The organism is Acidovorax sp. FG42 (assembly GCF_057809195.1).
This window is the reverse complement of the sequence record NZ_JBMDJM010000017.1, coordinates 45426-60720: the sequence shown is the minus strand read 5'-3', so window position 1 is coordinate 60720 and position 15295 is coordinate 45426. Positions and strand designations below refer to the sequence as shown.

The following is a 15295-nucleotide window of genomic DNA, read 5'->3' as shown; positions in this document are numbered from 1 at the left end:
AATGGCTGGGAGATTGTGATGACTCGCAAAACATTGACCCTGTTTGACCCCGCCCTGGTACGCCCCGCGCTGCTGGAGGCTTTCAAGAAGCTGGACCCGCGCGTGCAATGGCGCAACCCGGTGATGTTTGTGGTGTACGTGGGCAGCGCCTTCACCACCGCGCTGGCGGCCAGCAAGCCCGAGGGCTTCACGGCTGCAGTCGCCCTGTGGCTGTGGTTCACCGTCCTGTTCGCCAACTTTGCCGAGGCCATGGCCGAAGGCCGCAGCAAGGCCCAGGCGGCCTCGCTGCGCGGCCTGAAAAAGCAGACCTGGGCCAAAAAGCTGGACGGCCAGTTTGACCGCACCACCCCACGCACTGCCATGACCTGGCTGCCGCTGGAGGCCGCCCACCTGCGCAAGGGCGACGTGGTGCTGGTGGAAGCCGGTGACACCATTCCCGCCGACGGCGAGGTGATCGACGGGGTGGCGTCGGTGGACGAAAGTGCCATCACGGGCGAATCGGCCCCGGTGATCCGCGAATCCGGCGGCGACTTCTCGGCCGTGACCGGCGGCACCCGCGTGCTGTCCGACTGGATCGTGGTGCGCGTGGCCGTGAACCCTGGCGAGACCTTTGTCGACCGCATGATCGCCATGGTGGAGAACGCCAAACGCCACAAGACACCCAACGAGATCGCGCTGACCATCCTGCTGGTGGCGCTCACCATCGTGTTCCTGGGTGTGGTGGTTACGCTGCTGCCGTTCTCGCTGTTCAGCGTGCAGGCCAGCGGCGCGGGCGAGCCTGTGAGCCTGGTGGTGCTGGTGGCGCTGCTGGTGTGCCTGATCCCCACCACCATTGCAGGCTTGCTCAGCGCCATTGGCGTGGCGGGCATGAGCCGCATGATGCAGGCCAATGTGATCGCCACCTCGGGCCGCGCGGTGGAGGCTGCGGGCGATGTGGACGTGCTGCTGCTGGACAAGACCGGCACCATCACCCTGGGCAACCGCCAGGCCAGCCAGTTCGTGTCTGCGCCAGGTGTGACCGATGCCGCATTGGCCGATGCCGCCCAGCTCGCATCGCTGGCCGACGAAACCCCCGAAGGCCGCAGCATCGTGGTGCTGGCCAAGCAGAAGTTCAACCTGCGCGAACGTGACCTTTCCAGCCTGCAGGCGGTGTTTGTGCCCTTTACGGCGCAAACCCGCATGAGCGGGGTGGACTTGCCCGGCCCCCGCCTGCTGCGCAAGGGCGCGGCAGATGCCATTCGCAAGCATGTGGAGGCCCTGGGCGGGCGCTTTCCTACCGCCGTGCAGACGGCGGTGGACGATGTATCGCGCCGTGGCAGCACCCCGCTGGTGGTGGCCGATGGTGCCCATGTGCTGGGCGTGGTGGAGCTCAAAGACGTGGTCAAGGGCGGCATCAAGGAGCGCTTTGCCGAGCTGCGCCGCATGGGCATCAAGACCGTGATGGTGACGGGCGACAACCGCCTGACGGCCGCCGCGATTGCGGCCGAGGCGGGTGTGGACGACTTCCTGGCCGAGGCCACACCCGAGGCCAAGCTGCAGCTCATCCGCAGCTACCAGGCCAATGGCCAGCTGGTGGCCATGACCGGCGACGGCACCAACGATGCGCCCGCTCTGGCCCAGGCCGACGTGGCCGTGGCCATGAACACCGGCACCCAGGCCGCCAAGGAGGCGGGCAACATGGTAGACCTGGACAGCAACCCCACCAAGCTCATCGAGATCGTGGAGACCGGCAAGCAGATGCTGATGACGCGCGGCTCGCTTACCACCTTCAGCATTGCCAACGACATCGCCAAGTACTTCGCCATCATCCCTGCGGCCTTCGTCACCACCTACCCGCAGCTGTCGGCGCTCAACTTCATGCACCTCGCCAGCCCTTCGTCGGCCATCTTGTCCGCCGTGGTGTTCAACGCTCTGATCATCATCTTTTTGATCCCGCTGGCCTTGAAGGGCGTGGCTTACCGCGCAGTGGGTGCCGCCGCGCTGCTGCGCCGCAACCTGGCCATTTATGGGCTGGGGGGCATGGTGGTGCCGTTCATTGGCATCAAGCTGATTGACATGGTGTTGGCCGCAGCCGGGTTGACCTGATCGCTGCCCATTCGCCAACACAGCGCCTTAATCACTGACAAGGAAAATCGTATGCCTATCCGTATCCCCCGCGACGACGTGCCCGCCAGCCCAGGCGGCCTGCTGCGCCCTGCCCTCACGCTGTTCGTCGTGCTGTCCATCGTCACCGGCCTGCTCTACCCGCTGGCCGTGACCGGTGTCGCACAAACGGCCTTCCCGCACCAGGCCAACGGCAGCCTCATCACCCAGGGTGGCAAGGCAGTGGGCTCCGAGCTGATCGGCCAGTCGTTCACCGAGCCTGGCCACTTCTGGGGCCGCCCATCGGCCACAGCGCCCATACCCTACAACGCATCGGCCTCGGGTGGCTCCAATCTGGGCCCCACCAACCCGGCGCTAGCCGAAGCGGTCAAAGCCCGCATTGAAGCCCTGCGTGCCGCCGACCCGGGCAACACCCGCCCCGTGCCCGTCGACCTGGTCACCGCGTCGGCCAGCGGGCTGGACCCACACATCAGCGCGGCAGCCGCCGCCTACCAGAGCGAACGCGTGGCCCGTGCCAGAGGCCTGCCCGTGGGACAAGTGCAAGCCTTGGTGCAGCAGCACACCGACACCCCCTGGCTGGGCCTGCTGGGCGAGCCGCGTGTGAACGTTCTGGCCTTGAATCTGGCACTCGATTCGCTATCAAATAAATAGCTATCAGCGCAATTGATACTAGCGCTTGAGGCCTATTCGACATCAAATTGGTGGATACACTGTGCCCATGCAGGATCGCCCCGACCCCGACGCGCTGCTGCAGCGCATCCAGCAAGAGCAGGCCCAGCAGCAGCGCGGGCGGCTCAAAGTGTTTTTTGGCGCCTGTGCGGGGGTGGGCAAGACCTTTGCCATGCTGTCCGCCGCCCGGGCGGCGCAGACGCAGGGCCTGCCCGTCACCATCGGCGTGGTCGAAACGCATGGCCGCACCGACACCGAGGCGCTGACCGCACACCTGCCGCGCCTGCCGCTGCGCGCCCTGCCCTACAAAGACCGCACCCTGCCCGAGTTTGACCTGGACGCCGCCCTGGCCTGGGGCGCTGCGAACCCCGAGGGCCTGGTGCTGCTGGACGAGCTGGCCCACAGCAATGTGGCCGGATCGCGCCACCCCAAGCGCTGGCAAGACGCCGAAGAGCTGCTGGCCGCAGGCATCGACGTGTGGTCCACCATGAACGTGCAGCACCTGGAGAGCCTGAACGACATCGTCAGCGGTATCACCGGCATCCGCGTGTGGGAGACGGTGCCCGACCAGTTTTTTGACGCTGCCGACGAAGTGGTGGTGGTGGACCTGCCGCCCGACGAGCTGCTGGCGCGCCTCAAAGCCGGCAAGGTCTACCTGCCCCAGCAGGCAGAGCGCGCCGCTGCCAACTTCTTTCGCAAAGGCAACCTGCTGGCCCTGCGCGAGCTGGCCCTGCGCCGCACCGCTGACCGTGTGGACGACGAAATGCGCGCCTACCGCCGCGCCAGCAGCACCAGCGCCGAGGCCGTGTGGCCCAACCGAGAGGCCCTGCTGGCCTGCGTGGGCACGGGCGACAACGCCGAAAAAGTGGTGCGCAGCTGCGCCCGCCTGGCCGCCCAGCTCGACCTGCCGTGGCACGCCGTGCATGTGGAAACGCCCGAGCAGCAAGGCCAGTCGGCTACCCTGCACCCGCAGGTGGAGCGCACGCTGAAGATCGCCCAGCAACTGGGCGCCGCCGCCTGCGCCGTGCTGCCCGCTGCGCAGCCCGCCCAGGCCCTGGTGCGCTATGCACGTGAGCACAACCTGGTGCGCGTGGTCATGGGGCGCAGCACCCGGCGCTGGCCGTGGCAGGCCACGCTGGCCGAGCAGATCGGACAAAGTGCCAGCGACCTGGACCTGCTGCAGGTGGGCACACTGCCCAGCCGCAGCGCCGACACCACCGAACGCAAAACCACCCGCACCAGCACCGCAGCCCCCCGCGCTGCATTCTGGCCCGGCTACATCGCCGCCGCCCTGGCCTGCTGCATTGCCGCCGTCATTGCCACACCGCTGGCCAATGTGCTGGAGCTGACCAACATCGTCATGCTGTTTTTGCTGGTGGTGGTGGGGGTGGCGCTGCGCTTTGGTCGCGGCCCGGCCATCATGGCGGCGTTCCTGGGCGTGGGGTTTTTTGACTTCTTCTTTGTGCCGCCCCGGTTCAACTTTGCGGTGAGCGACGCGCAGTACGTCGTCACCTTTGCGGTGATGCTGGTGGTGGCCCTGGTGGTGGGCCAGCTCACCGCCGGGCTCAAGGTGCAGGCCGAGGCCGCCACCGACCGCGAACACCGCGTGCGCAGCCTGTACGACATGGCGCGTGACCTGTCTGCAGCCCTGCTGCCCGAGCAGGTGGCCGAGATTGGCGCACGCTTTATCACGGGCGAGTTCAGCGCAGGCAGCACGCTGGTGGTGGCCGACGATGACAACCGCCTGCAGGTGCTGCCCGGAGGCACCGCCCCCGTGGACATGGCCGTGGCGCAATGGGCATTCGAGCGCGGCGAGCCCGCAGGCCGGGGCACCGACACCTTGCACTCCAGCCCCACGCTGGTGCTGCCGCTCAAGGCGCCCATGCGCATCCGTGGCGTGCTGGTAGTGGCTATGCCACAAGGCCAGGTACCCGGTGTAGAACCGCGCCGCCTGTTGCAAACCTGCGCCTCGCTGCTGGCCATTTCGCTCGAACGCATCCACTACATCGACGTGGCTCAAAAGAGCACCGTGCAGATCGAGTCCGAGCGGCTGCGCAACTCGCTGCTCTCGGCCATCTCGCACGACCTGCGCACGCCGCTGGCCTCGCTGGTCGGCCTGGCCGAATCGCTGGCCATGGTGCAGCCGCCCCTGCCTGCCCATCAACAAGAGCTGACCGGCGCCATCCAGCAATCGGCCCAGCGCATGAGCGCGCTGGTCAACAACCTGCTGGACATGGCCCGCCTGGAAGCCGGGGCCGTGCAGCTCAACAAGGCCTGGCAGCCGCTGGAAGAAGTGGTGGGCAGCGCCCTGGCCGCCAGCGCCCCCGCCATTGCTGCGCACCGTATCGAAGTGACCCTGCCCGAGGACCTGCCCCTGCTGCAGATCGACGCCGTGCTGATGGAGCGCGTGCTGGTCAACCTGCTGGAAAACGCCGCCAAGTACACCCCCGCAGACACCACCCTGCACATCAGCGCGCGACCCCAAAGCGACGCCGTGGCCTTGACCATCACCGACGAAGGCCCCGGCCTGCCCCCAGGGCGCGAAGAGCTGTTGTTTGAAAAATTCGAGCGCGGTGCCCGCGAAAGCGCCACGCCCGGCGTGGGCCTGGGGCTGGCCATCTGCCGCGCCATCGTTCAGGCGCATGGTGGCAGCATCCGGGGCGATACCATCCTCAACGCCCAGGGCCAGCCTGCGGGCGCACGCTTTACGCTGCTGCTGCCACGCGGCACACCGCCCACCGACCTGGGCACCGATACAGACACCACCAGCGAAGTTTGACCGCGCGGCCCCGCAATCCCCATGACCGATCTGCACACCCACATCCTCATCGTTGAAGACGAAGCCGATATCCGCCGCTTTGTGCGCCTGACGCTGGAGAGCGAAGGCCATACCGTGCACGAGGCCGCCACCCTGCAGCGCGGCCTGATCGAGGCCGGCACCCGCCGCCCCGACCTGGTGGTGCTGGACCTGGGCCTGCCCGACGGAGACGGCGTGGACTTGATCCGCGACCTGCGCACCTGGTCTGCCATGCCCATCATCGTGCTCTCAGCCCGCAGCGCCGAAGCCAGCAAGATCGCGGCGCTGGACGCCGGAGCTGACGACTACCTGGTCAAGCCCTTTGGCTCCGGCGAGCTGATGGCCCGCGTGCGCGCCCAGTTGCGCCGCAGCCAGCGCGCATCCGGCGCCGAGGCCACACCCCTTATCCAGTTCGGCCCCATCACCGTGGACCTGGCCCGCCGCACCGTGGAGCGCAGCACAGGCGGCAATGGTGAAGGCAATGGCAGCGAGGCCCTGCACCTCACGCCCATCGAATACAAGCTGCTCACCTACCTGGCCTCCCAGCCCGACCGAGTCATCACCCACGCCCAATTGCTCAAAGCCGTGTGGGGCCCTGGCCATGCAGAAGACACGCACTACGTGCGCGTGCACATGGCCAACCTGCGCAAGAAGGTGGAGGACAACGCCTCCATGCCCCGGCACCTTCGGACCGAGGCGGGCATTGGGTACCGGTTCGTGCCCTGAGGTCCACTCACGAACTGCGCGCACCAGTGCAGCGCAACGCCCGCTCCCCCGCCACGCGCAGCCGCTGCTGCAGTGACGCGGGCGCCAGCACCTCAAACTCCACATCCAGCGCCATGAGCCAGAACACCAGCGCATCGCTGGCGGGGCTTTGCAGCTGGCACCGCTGTCCATCGGCCAGCGTTGTGATCACACCGGCCGACTGCGGAATGCGCCGCGCCATTTCTGCGTAGGGCGCGTGCAGCACCACCCGCGCCTGGTCGGGGTGCGGCGCCACGGTGATGGAGCGCGTTACGTAGGCCTTGAGGTCGCCGCCGTCCGGCCCGGGGCGCGGCACAAAATGCGCGCCGACTTCGGGCTTTGCCACCATGCGGTCGATGCGGAAGGTGCGCCAGTCGCCCCGGTCGCAGTCCCACGCCACCAGGTACCAGCGCATGCCGGTGTGCATCACGCCCTGTGGCTCCACCGAGCGCTGGGTGGCACGCCCCTTGCCATCTTCGTACGAAAAAATTAGCCGCAATTGGTCGCAACATGCAGATGCCAGCGTAGCCAGCAACGAGGCCTCTACCACCGGCCCGGGGCGGTCCAGCGGCAAGATAGTGGAGCGCAACGCGTCCACCTGCTCGCGCAGCCGCAGGGGCATGGCCTGCTCCAGTTTCACCAAGGCGCGCAAGGCGGGTTCTTCAATGCCGCCCACGGCACCCGCAGTGGCAGTGCGCAGCGCAATCGACACGGCCAGGGCTTCTTCATCGTCCAGCAGCAGCGGGGGCAGCGCCTGCCCCGCGCGAAACGCATAGCCGCCCGCCACGCCACTGCTGGCCTGCACCGGGTAGCCCAGCTGGCGCAGGCGATCGATGTCGCGGCGCAGCGTGCGCGGGTGCACTTCCAGCCGCTCGGCCAGCTCGGGGCCCATCCAGTGGCTGCGGGTTTGCAGCAGGGACAGCAGGCGCAACAGGCGCGTGGACGAGGTGAGCATGCCGCCACTGTACGTCGAATCGAGGACTGAAATTGTCCGCAATGGTTCTTACAGTGGCTCCACCTTTTCTTCCACCACTTGCAAGGAGTTCTTCATGTCCATCGTCCTTTACTGGCACCCCATGTCCAGCGCCACACCCATCGCCTGCGCCCTCACCGAACTGGGAGTGCCGCATGAGCGCATCAAGATCGACATCCGCACCGGCGAGCAGCGCCGCCCCGACTACCTCGCCCTCAACCCGAACGGCAAAGTGCCCACGCTGACGGTAGACGGTGCACCGATGTTTGAGGCTCTGGCCATTCACTTGTGGCTGGGACACCGTTTTGGCGTCGAGCGCGGCTTGTGGCCCGCAGGCGGTACACCCGAGGCGTTGCAGGCCCTGTCGTGGTGCACGTGGTCGTATGTGACCTATGGCGCGCTGGTGGGTCGCCTGCATGTGGCCACCCAGGGCGAAGCGGTGTGGCGCAACACCGCCCAGGCAGAGGCCGTTCTGCGTCAGCTGAGCGAGTTGCTGGCCCTACTGGACGCTCGGCTGGCCCAGCAACCCTGGATGCTGGGGGCCAACTACTCGTTGGTGGATCTGGTGGTGGGCTCAGTGGTGGGCTACAGCCAGTACCTGGGTGCCCCTGTCAACGCACACCCGCATGTGCAAGCGTGGCTGGCCCGGGTGCAAGCGCGCCCGGCGATGCAGATCGAGGCCTGACGCCCTCCGTCGATCAAGAGCGCTGCTACAGCAGCACGATGTCGTACTGCTCCTGTCCCATCGCGCTTTCTGCCTGCAGCGAGATGGGTTTCTTGATGAAGTCGGAAAGCCCGGCCAGATGCTGGCTTTCTTCGTCCAGGAACAGCTCCACCACCCGGGCCGACGCCACCACGCGGAACTCACGCGGATTGAACTGGCGGGCTTCGCGCAGGATCTCGCGCAGGATGTCGTAGCACACGCTTCGCGCAGTCTTCACGCTGCCCTTGCCCTGGCACACCTCACAGGGTTCGCACAGCATGTGGGCCAATGATTCGCGGGTGCGCTTGCGCGTCATTTCCACCAGGCCCAGTTGCGAGAAGGTGCCAGACGACATGGTCTTGACCCGGTCGCGGGCGAGTTGCTTTTTGAACTCCGACAGCACGGCCTGCTGGTGGTCGTCGCGCACCATGTCGATGAAGTCCACGATGATGATGCCGCCCAGGTTGCGCAGGCGCAGCTGGCGCGCAATAGCCTGCGCGGCCTCCAGGTTGGTCTTGAAGATGGTGTCGTCAAAATTGCGGGCACCCACGTAGCCGCCGGTGTTTACGTCGATGGTGGTCAGCGCCTCGGTCTGGTCCACGATGAGGTAGCCGCCCGACTTCAGATCGACCCTGCGGCCCAGGGCCTTGGCCACCTCTTCGTCGATGGAGTACAGGTCAAAAATGGGGCGCTCGCCCTTGTAGTGCTGCAGCTTGCCGGCGGCGGCGGGCATGAACTCCTGCCCGAAAGCGCGCAGGCGCTGGAACTGCTCCATCGAGTCGATGCGGATGGTCTGCGTGTGGTCACCCACCAGGTCGCGCAGCACGCGCTGCAGCAGGTCCAGGTCCTGGTGCAGCAGCGACATGGCGGGCAGCTTGAGCGATGCCTCCTTGATGCGCGCCCAGGTCTTGCGCAGGTAGGCAATGTCTTCGGCCAGCTCGGCATCGGTGGAATCTTCGCCATTGGTGCGCAGGATGAAGCCGCCGCCACCACCGGTGGATTTGTCGCCCACCAGCGCCTGCAGCCGCGCGCGCAGGGCATCACGCTCGGCGGGCGGAATCTTCTGCGACACGCCCACATGGTCGTCCTGCGGCAAAAACACCAGCAGCCGGCCGGCGATGCTGATCTGCGTAGACAGCCGCGCGCCCTTGGTGCCGATGGGGTCCTTGATGACCTGCACCATGAGCGCCTGGCCTTCGAATACCTGCTTTTCAATCGGCACCTGCGGCTCGTTCTTGCGGGCGAATGCGGGCGGCTCGCCATCGGGCTGGCGCTGCCACACATCGGCCACGTGCAAAAAGGCCGCTCGCTCCAGGCCGATGTCGATGAACGCGGACTGCATGCCTGGCAGCACGCGGGAGACCTTGCCCAGGTAGACGTTGCCCACCAGGCCACGCTCCAGCGTACGCTCCACATGCAGCTCCTGCACGGCGCCGTGCTCGACGATGGCCACACGGGTTTCCTGGGGCGACCAGTTGATCAGGATGTCTTGTTGCATGGCTCTGGAACCTGTTGTTCTTGCTTATAGCGGGAAGCCTGCAGCACGGAGCAGCTGTGCGGTCTCGTACATCGGCAGCCCCATGATGCCCGAATAGCTGCCCGCCAGGTGTTCCACATACGCCGCCGCCCTGCCCTGGATGCCGTAGGCGCCCGCCTTGCCCAGCGGCTCGCCCGTGGCCACATACGCATCGATCTGCGCCGAGGTCATGGCAGCGAAGGTGACGCGCGACACCGACAGGGCCGTCAGCCGCTTGGCCCCCACCTGCAGCGCCACGGCGGTGAGCACGCGGTGCTCGTGGCCCGCCAACTCGGCCAGCATGTGCGCCGCATGGGCGGCATCGTCCGGCTTGCCGTAGATGGTACGGCCCAGCGCCACAGTGGTGTCGGAGCACAGGATGGGCGCATCGGGCAACTGGCGCCGCGCGCGCCGGGCTACGGCCGCGTCAAGCTTGAGAGCGGTCACGCGTTCCACATAGGCCGTGGGCGCCTCGCCGGGCAGCACCACCTCGATGGCTTCGGCGTCCTCCGCCTCGTCACCCTCCACATTGGGCAGCAGCAGCTCGTGCCGCACGCCCAGCTGTTCAAGCAACTGGCGACGGCGTGGGCTTTGGGAGGCGAGGTAGATGAAGTCGGGCATGAAGGGATTTTGAATAAAAATCGGCTAGGGATGTCTTGCATCACCCTCGCAAGTCGGTGGTGGCGCGGATCGGGATAGACCGCAAGGCGTCTTTTTGCAGCCAATAGCCCCGCTATTGGCAAGAAAAGCAACGCAGCGGACTGCCCGAGGCCGTGTTATCACAGACCGCAGGGAGTGATGTAGGACATCCCATACGCTTATTCATCAAGCGCTAGCAGCTATGAAAACAGGAGTAACACAGACCAGCATCACAAAGGGCCTGCTTCATTCACGATGGTAGGGATGCCCGGCATTCACCGACCAAGCACGGTACAGCTGCTCGATCAGCAGCACGCGCACCATGGCGTGCGGCAGGGTCAGGTCCGACAGGCGAATCCGCTCGTGCGCCGCCTGCCGAAAGGCGGGGTCCAGCCCGTCGGGGCCGCCGATGACCAGTGCCACATCGTCGCCACCCAGCTGCCAGCCCTTGAGCCGTTCGGCCAGGGCCTTGGTGGTGAGGTTGGTGCCGCGCTCGTCCAGTGCCACCACACGCGTGCCGCGCGGAATGGCGGCCTCGATGCGCTCGCGCTCCGCGGCGTAGAGCGTCTCCAGCGTCTTGGAGCCGCGAGGCTCGGTCTTGACGGCCTTGAGTTCAACCTTGAGTTCGGGCGGGAAACGTTTGGCGTAGTCGTCGTACGCGGTCTGCGCCCAGTCGGGCACCCGCTGCCCGACCGCCACAATGAGCAGCTTCATGGATCAACCTGGATGCGTGAGGGAGAGGCCGCTGCAGAACGCCCATAGTGCGCACAGTGAGCGCACGGCAGCGGAGCGGGATCAGCCCTTGCTGCGCGCAGGTGCCTTCTTGGCCGCCGGCTTGGAGCCCGATGCGGAAGCTGGCTTGGCGGCTGCCCGTGCAGGGGACTTGGCTGCCGGCGACTTCTTGGCAGCAGGCTTCTTGGCGCCAGCGGGCTTGACCACAACGGTCTTGACGGGGGTCTTGGTGGCGGGCTTCTTGGCGGCTACTGCGCCCGGGGTCTTGCTGGCTGGCTTGGTGGCGCTGGTCTTGGCGGCAGACTTTGCGGGTGCGGCCTTGGGCGCAGTTTTTGCTGCAGGCTTCGGTGCTGTTTTGGCTGCAGTCTTCGCAGCGGTCTTGGCGACCGCCTTGACGGTGGCCTTGCCAGAACGGGCGGCCACCGTGGAGGTGGCGGCCTTCTTGGCGGGCGCCTTGCCTGCGGCCTTGGCAGCCTTCTGGGCCGACTTCTTCTCGGCCAGTTCGGTGGCGGCGCTGGACTGGGGCTTGGCGGCGCCCAGCTTCAGGCGCACGGGTGTGTCGCCCCACAGCTCTTCCAGACGGTAGTACTGGCGGATGGCGGGCTGCATGATGTGCGCCACGGCCGGGCCGCAGTCCACAATGATCCATTCGCCGTTGTCCTCGCCTTCGATGCGGGGCTTGCTGAAACCGGCTTCCTTCACCGCATCGCGCACGCTGGCGGCAAGTGCCTTGGTCTGGCGGTTGGAGGTGCCCGATGCCACGATCACCCGTTCAAACAGCGGCGAGAGATGCTCGGTGTTGAAAACCTGGATGTCTTGCGCCTTGACGTCTTCCAGGCCATCAACGATGGCGCGCTGGAGTTTGGTGACGTCTTTCTTGGCGGCGGTTTCCGATTTGGTGGAGGTGGTCATCAGGCGGTGATTTGAGAGGGAATGGAATCAATATAGCGTGCAACGCAGCGCACAGCCAGCGGGCTGAGCCTTGGGTGTTGCGCGGGTGTTGTGCTGGGGCGCTGCAGCAGTGTGAGGTGTTTTTGGCCTCTTGCGCTCATGTGAAAAGCGCGGGCAGCTATTGAAATTATAGCTTTTGCGCTTTTCAAGGCTTTCAGGACGCAGGGACAGCGCCCTCCGCAAGCCAGTCGCGCCGCACCAAAAAACGCCGCGTGAGCTCAGCTTCAGTCGAATCGGCCGCGTCAGAGCGCTGGTAGGACCACGACACCAGCGGCGGCATCGACAACAGGATGGACTCGGTGCGCCCGCCCGACTGCAGGCCAAAGTGCGTGCCCCGATCCCAGACCAGGTTGAACTCGACATAGCGGCCCCGGCGGTACAGCTGGAAGTCGCGTTCGCGCTCGCCATAGGCCATGCCCTGGCGCGTCTCGACGATGGGCAGGTAGGCGCTCAGGAATGCGTCGCCCACCGACTGCGTCATGGCCAGGCTCTGCTCAAAGCCCAGTTCCGAGAAATCGTCATAGAACACGCCCCCCACGCCGCGCTGCTCGCTGCGGTGCTTCAGGTAAAAGTATTCGTCGCACCATTGTTTGAAGCGCGGGTACTTGTCGTCGCCAAACGGCGCCAGCGCGTCGCGGCAGGTACGGTGAAAGTGCACCGCATCCTCTTCAAACCCGTAGTACGGCGTGAGGTCCATGCCGCCGCCAAACCAGCAGGTCGGCGCCTGCCCCGGATGACCGGCGGCGATCATGCGTACGTTCATGTGCACCGTGGGCACATAGGGGTTGCGCGGGTGGAACACCAGCGACACGCCCATGGCCTCGAACGGTGCACCCGCCAGCTCGGGCCGATGCTGCGTGGCCGAAGGCGGCAGTTGGGGGCCGCGGACATGGCTGAAGCCACAACCGGCACGCTCGAACACGCGGCCGCCTTCCATGATCTTGGTGATGCCGTCGCCCTGCAGCGGCTCGCCGGGCGGCTTGCTCCAGGCATCGGCCAGAAAGCGTGCGCCGCCCTCGCCTTCCACGGATTCCAGCGCATCGGTGATGCGCGCCTGCAGGCCCACCAAGTAAGCGCGCACGCGGGCCACCGTGTCGGCGGCGTTAAGGCTTTGCGCGTCTGCCATCAGCTTTTCAGGGCACGGAAGCCGATGTCGCGGCGGTACTGCGCGCCATCAAACTGGATGCCACGTGCCACGTCGTACGCACGTTGCTGCGCCTGCTTAACGCTGTCGGCCAGCACCGTCACGCACAGCACCCGGCCACCCGTCACGCTGACCACGCCGTCTTTCAGCTGCGTACCCGCATGGAACACCACGGCATCGTCCGCCTCAGCCGGCAGGCCGGTGATGGGGTCACCCTTGCGCGGATTTTCCGGGTAGCCATGGGCTGCCATGACCACGCCCAGCGCGGTGCGGCGGTCCCATTGCAGTTCCATCTGGTCGAGCTTGCCGTCGGCGGCAGCGGCCATCACGTCGCTGAAGTCGCTCTTCAGGCGCATCAGGATGGGCTGTGTTTCGGGGTCGCCCATGCGGCAGTTGAATTCGAGCGTCTTGGGCTGGCCCTTGGCATCGATCATCAGCCCTGCGTACAGGAAGCCGGTGTAAGGAATGCCGTCCTTTTCCATGCCGCGGATCGTGGGCAGGATGATCTCGCGCATGGCGCGGGCATGTACATCGGCCGTGACCACGGGCGCGGGGGAGTAGGCGCCCATGCCGCCGGTGTTGGGGCCTTCGTCGCCGTCCTTCAGGCGCTTGTGATCCTGGCTGGTGGCCAGAGCCAGCACGTTCTTGCCGTCGCACAGCACGATGAAGGAGGCTTCCTCGCCTTCCAGGAACTCCTCGATCACCACGCGCGCGCCGCCTTCGTTGTGGGTCACGCCGTATTTGTTGTCCACCAGCATGAAGTCCACGGCATCGTGGGCTTCCTGCAGCGTCATGGCCACGACCACGCCCTTGCCAGCCGCCAGGCCGTCGGCCTTGATGACGATGGGCGCGCCCAGGCGGTCCACAAACGCGTGGGCGGCTGCCGGGTCGGTGAAGGTGTCGTAGTCGGCCGTGGGAATGCCATGGCGGCGCATGAAGGCCTTGCTGAACGCCTTGGAGCTTTCCAGCTGCGCAGCCGCCTTGGTGGGGCCGAAGATGCGCAGGCCATGGACGCGGAACTCATCGACCACACCGGCGGCCAGGGGCGCCTCGGGGCCCACCACGGTCAGCGCGATCTTCTCGGCCTGTGCCCAGGTGCGCAGTTCGCGCACGTCGGAGATCGCCACGTTTTCGAGCTTGGGGTTCAGGGCCGTGCCACCGTTGCCGGGTGCCACATACACCTTGGTCACCTTGGGGGACTGGCTCAGTTTCCACGCCATCGCGTGTTCACGGCCGCCGCCACCAATCACAAGTACTTTCATAGGAACCTTTGGTGAACCCGGCCCAGAGCGCTGCGCTGCTGGGTGGGGTTCGGGGGAATATCAGTCGGAAAACAGGTCAGGGCAAGAAAAAAGCGGTGATCTACGGGTGCGAAGTCACAGCGCCGCGTTGTGGTAGACCTCCTGGGTGTCGTCCAGGTCTTCCAGTACGTCCAGCAGCTTTTGCATCTTGGCGGCGTCTTCGCCGGTCAGCTCGATCGTGTTTTCAGGCCGCATGGTCACTCCCGCCACTTCGGCCGTCAGGCCAGCGGCCTCCAGCGCGTTCTTCACGGCCTCAAAGTCGGCCGGGGCAGTCAGCACCTCCACCGCGCCGTCTTCGTCGGTCACCACGTCTTCGGCGCCGGCCTCCAGCGCCACTTCCATCACCTTGTCTTCGCTGGTGCCGGGGGCAAAAATCAGCTGGCCGCAGTGCTTGAACTGGAACACCACCGAGCCTTCGGTGCCCATGTTGCCGCCATGCTTGCTGAACGCGTGGCGCACTTCAGCCACGGTGCGGACGCGGTTGTCGGTCATGGTGTCGATCATGATGGCGGCGCCACCAATGCCGTAACCTTCGTAGCGGATTTCTTCGTAGGTCAGGCCTTCGGCATTGCCCGTGGCTTTGTCGATGTTGTACTTGATGCGGTCGGCGGGCATGTTGGCCGCCTTGGCCTTGTCCACCGCCAGACGCAGACGGGGGTTGGCAGACAGGTCACCGCCACCGGCACGGGCGGCTACAGTGATTTCACGAATGATGCGGGTCCAGATCTTGCCGCGTTTTTCATCCTGGCGCCCTTTGCGGTGCTGGATATTCGCCCATTTACTGTGTCCTGCCACGAGAAGTCCTTTTGTATTGATTTAATCTAGTTGGCAGATTTTACTTTTTGCTGAACCCAGGGAACCTCTGCAAGCGTCGCGCGGAAAGTGTGCGCTGCGGGTCGGGATGGGCTGCCAGGCACAAAGCGCAGCAATAGCCGCAGCTATTGCGAGCATTTGTAACGCAGCAGACCGCCCTAGACCGCAGATGCACACGGCGCGCGACGCGTGCAGAGGTTCCCTCACCCC

13 protein-coding genes are annotated in these 15295 nt (G+C 66.0%); 5 read left to right on the top strand and 8 right to left on the bottom strand.

All coding sequences use genetic code 11. From position 1 onward, the window contains the following. Positions 1-18: 18 nt before the first annotated feature. From kdpB to ACODSM_RS17140, 4 genes are all read left to right on the top strand, one after another. A complete protein-coding gene (kdpB, locus tag ACODSM_RS17155; protein WP_488806299.1) occupies positions 19-2085 on the top strand; it encodes a potassium-transporting ATPase subunit KdpB in 2067 nt (688 codons plus the stop codon). Between the two features lie 51 nt (positions 2086-2136). Continuing rightward, complete coding sequence (kdpC, locus tag ACODSM_RS17150; RefSeq protein ID WP_488806298.1) at positions 2137-2754, top strand: potassium-transporting ATPase subunit KdpC; 618 nt, start codon at positions 2137-2139, stop codon at positions 2752-2754. A 67-nt stretch (positions 2755-2821) separates the two neighbouring features. Further along, positions 2822-5551, top strand: a complete 2730-nt coding sequence (locus ACODSM_RS17145) for a DUF4118 domain-containing protein (protein WP_488806297.1) — start codon at positions 2822-2824, stop codon at positions 5549-5551. Positions 5552-5572: 21 nt separating this feature from the next. Beyond that, positions 5573-6295 carry a response regulator gene (locus ACODSM_RS17140; protein WP_488806296.1) on the top strand — a complete coding sequence of 241 codons (723 nt, stop codon included), beginning with the start codon at positions 5573-5575 and terminating at the stop codon, positions 6293-6295. A gap of 7 nt (positions 6296-6302) precedes the next feature. Here the strand turns inward: ACODSM_RS17140 and ACODSM_RS17135 are convergent, their stop codons facing one another. After that, complete coding sequence (locus ACODSM_RS17135) at positions 6303-7268, bottom strand: helix-turn-helix transcriptional regulator (RefSeq protein WP_488806295.1); 966 nt, start codon at positions 7266-7268, stop codon at positions 6303-6305. Positions 7269-7362: 94 nt separating this feature from the next. On the opposite strand from ACODSM_RS17135, the gene ACODSM_RS17130 reads away from it, so the two are divergent. Then, complete coding sequence (locus ACODSM_RS17130; RefSeq protein WP_488806294.1) at positions 7363-7971, top strand: glutathione S-transferase family protein; 609 nt, start codon at positions 7363-7365, stop codon at positions 7969-7971. Between the two features lie 25 nt (positions 7972-7996). Here the strand turns inward: ACODSM_RS17130 and rng are convergent, their stop codons facing one another. From rng to ACODSM_RS17095, 7 genes are all read right to left on the bottom strand, one after another. Further along, positions 7997-9487 carry a ribonuclease G gene (gene rng, locus ACODSM_RS17125; RefSeq protein WP_015014270.1) on the bottom strand — a complete coding sequence of 497 codons (1491 nt, stop codon included), beginning with the start codon at positions 9485-9487 and terminating at the stop codon, positions 7997-7999. Positions 9488-9511: 24 nt separating this feature from the next. Next, positions 9512-10126, bottom strand: coding sequence for a Maf family protein (locus ACODSM_RS17120; protein WP_488806293.1), 615 nt, complete (start codon positions 10124-10126; stop codon positions 9512-9514). 264 nt (positions 10127-10390) lie between these two features. After that, positions 10391-10858, bottom strand: coding sequence for a 23S rRNA (pseudouridine(1915)-N(3))-methyltransferase RlmH (gene rlmH / locus ACODSM_RS17115; protein WP_007858784.1), 468 nt, complete (start codon positions 10856-10858; stop codon positions 10391-10393). A gap of 81 nt (positions 10859-10939) precedes the next feature. Continuing rightward, complete coding sequence (rsfS, locus tag ACODSM_RS17110; protein WP_488806292.1) at positions 10940-11788, bottom strand: ribosome silencing factor; 849 nt, start codon at positions 11786-11788, stop codon at positions 10940-10942. A 193-nt stretch (positions 11789-11981) separates the two neighbouring features. Beyond that, the gene (hemF, locus tag ACODSM_RS17105) at positions 11982-12953 is read right to left on the bottom strand and encodes an oxygen-dependent coproporphyrinogen oxidase (protein ID WP_488806291.1); all 972 of its coding nucleotides are present in this window, start codon (positions 12951-12953) and stop codon (positions 11982-11984) included. After that, positions 12953-14233: a phosphoribosylamine--glycine ligase gene (purD, locus tag ACODSM_RS17100; RefSeq protein WP_488806290.1), complete on the bottom strand. Its 1281-nt coding sequence runs from the start codon at positions 14231-14233 to the stop codon at positions 12953-12955. Before purD ends, hemF begins: the two co-directional genes overlap by 1 nt. A gap of 114 nt (positions 14234-14347) precedes the next feature. Beyond that, entirely contained in the window at positions 14348-15067 is a 720-nt protein-coding gene (locus ACODSM_RS17095; RefSeq protein WP_015014275.1) for a YebC/PmpR family DNA-binding transcriptional regulator, read from the bottom strand. Positions 15068-15295 lie beyond the last annotated feature (228 nt).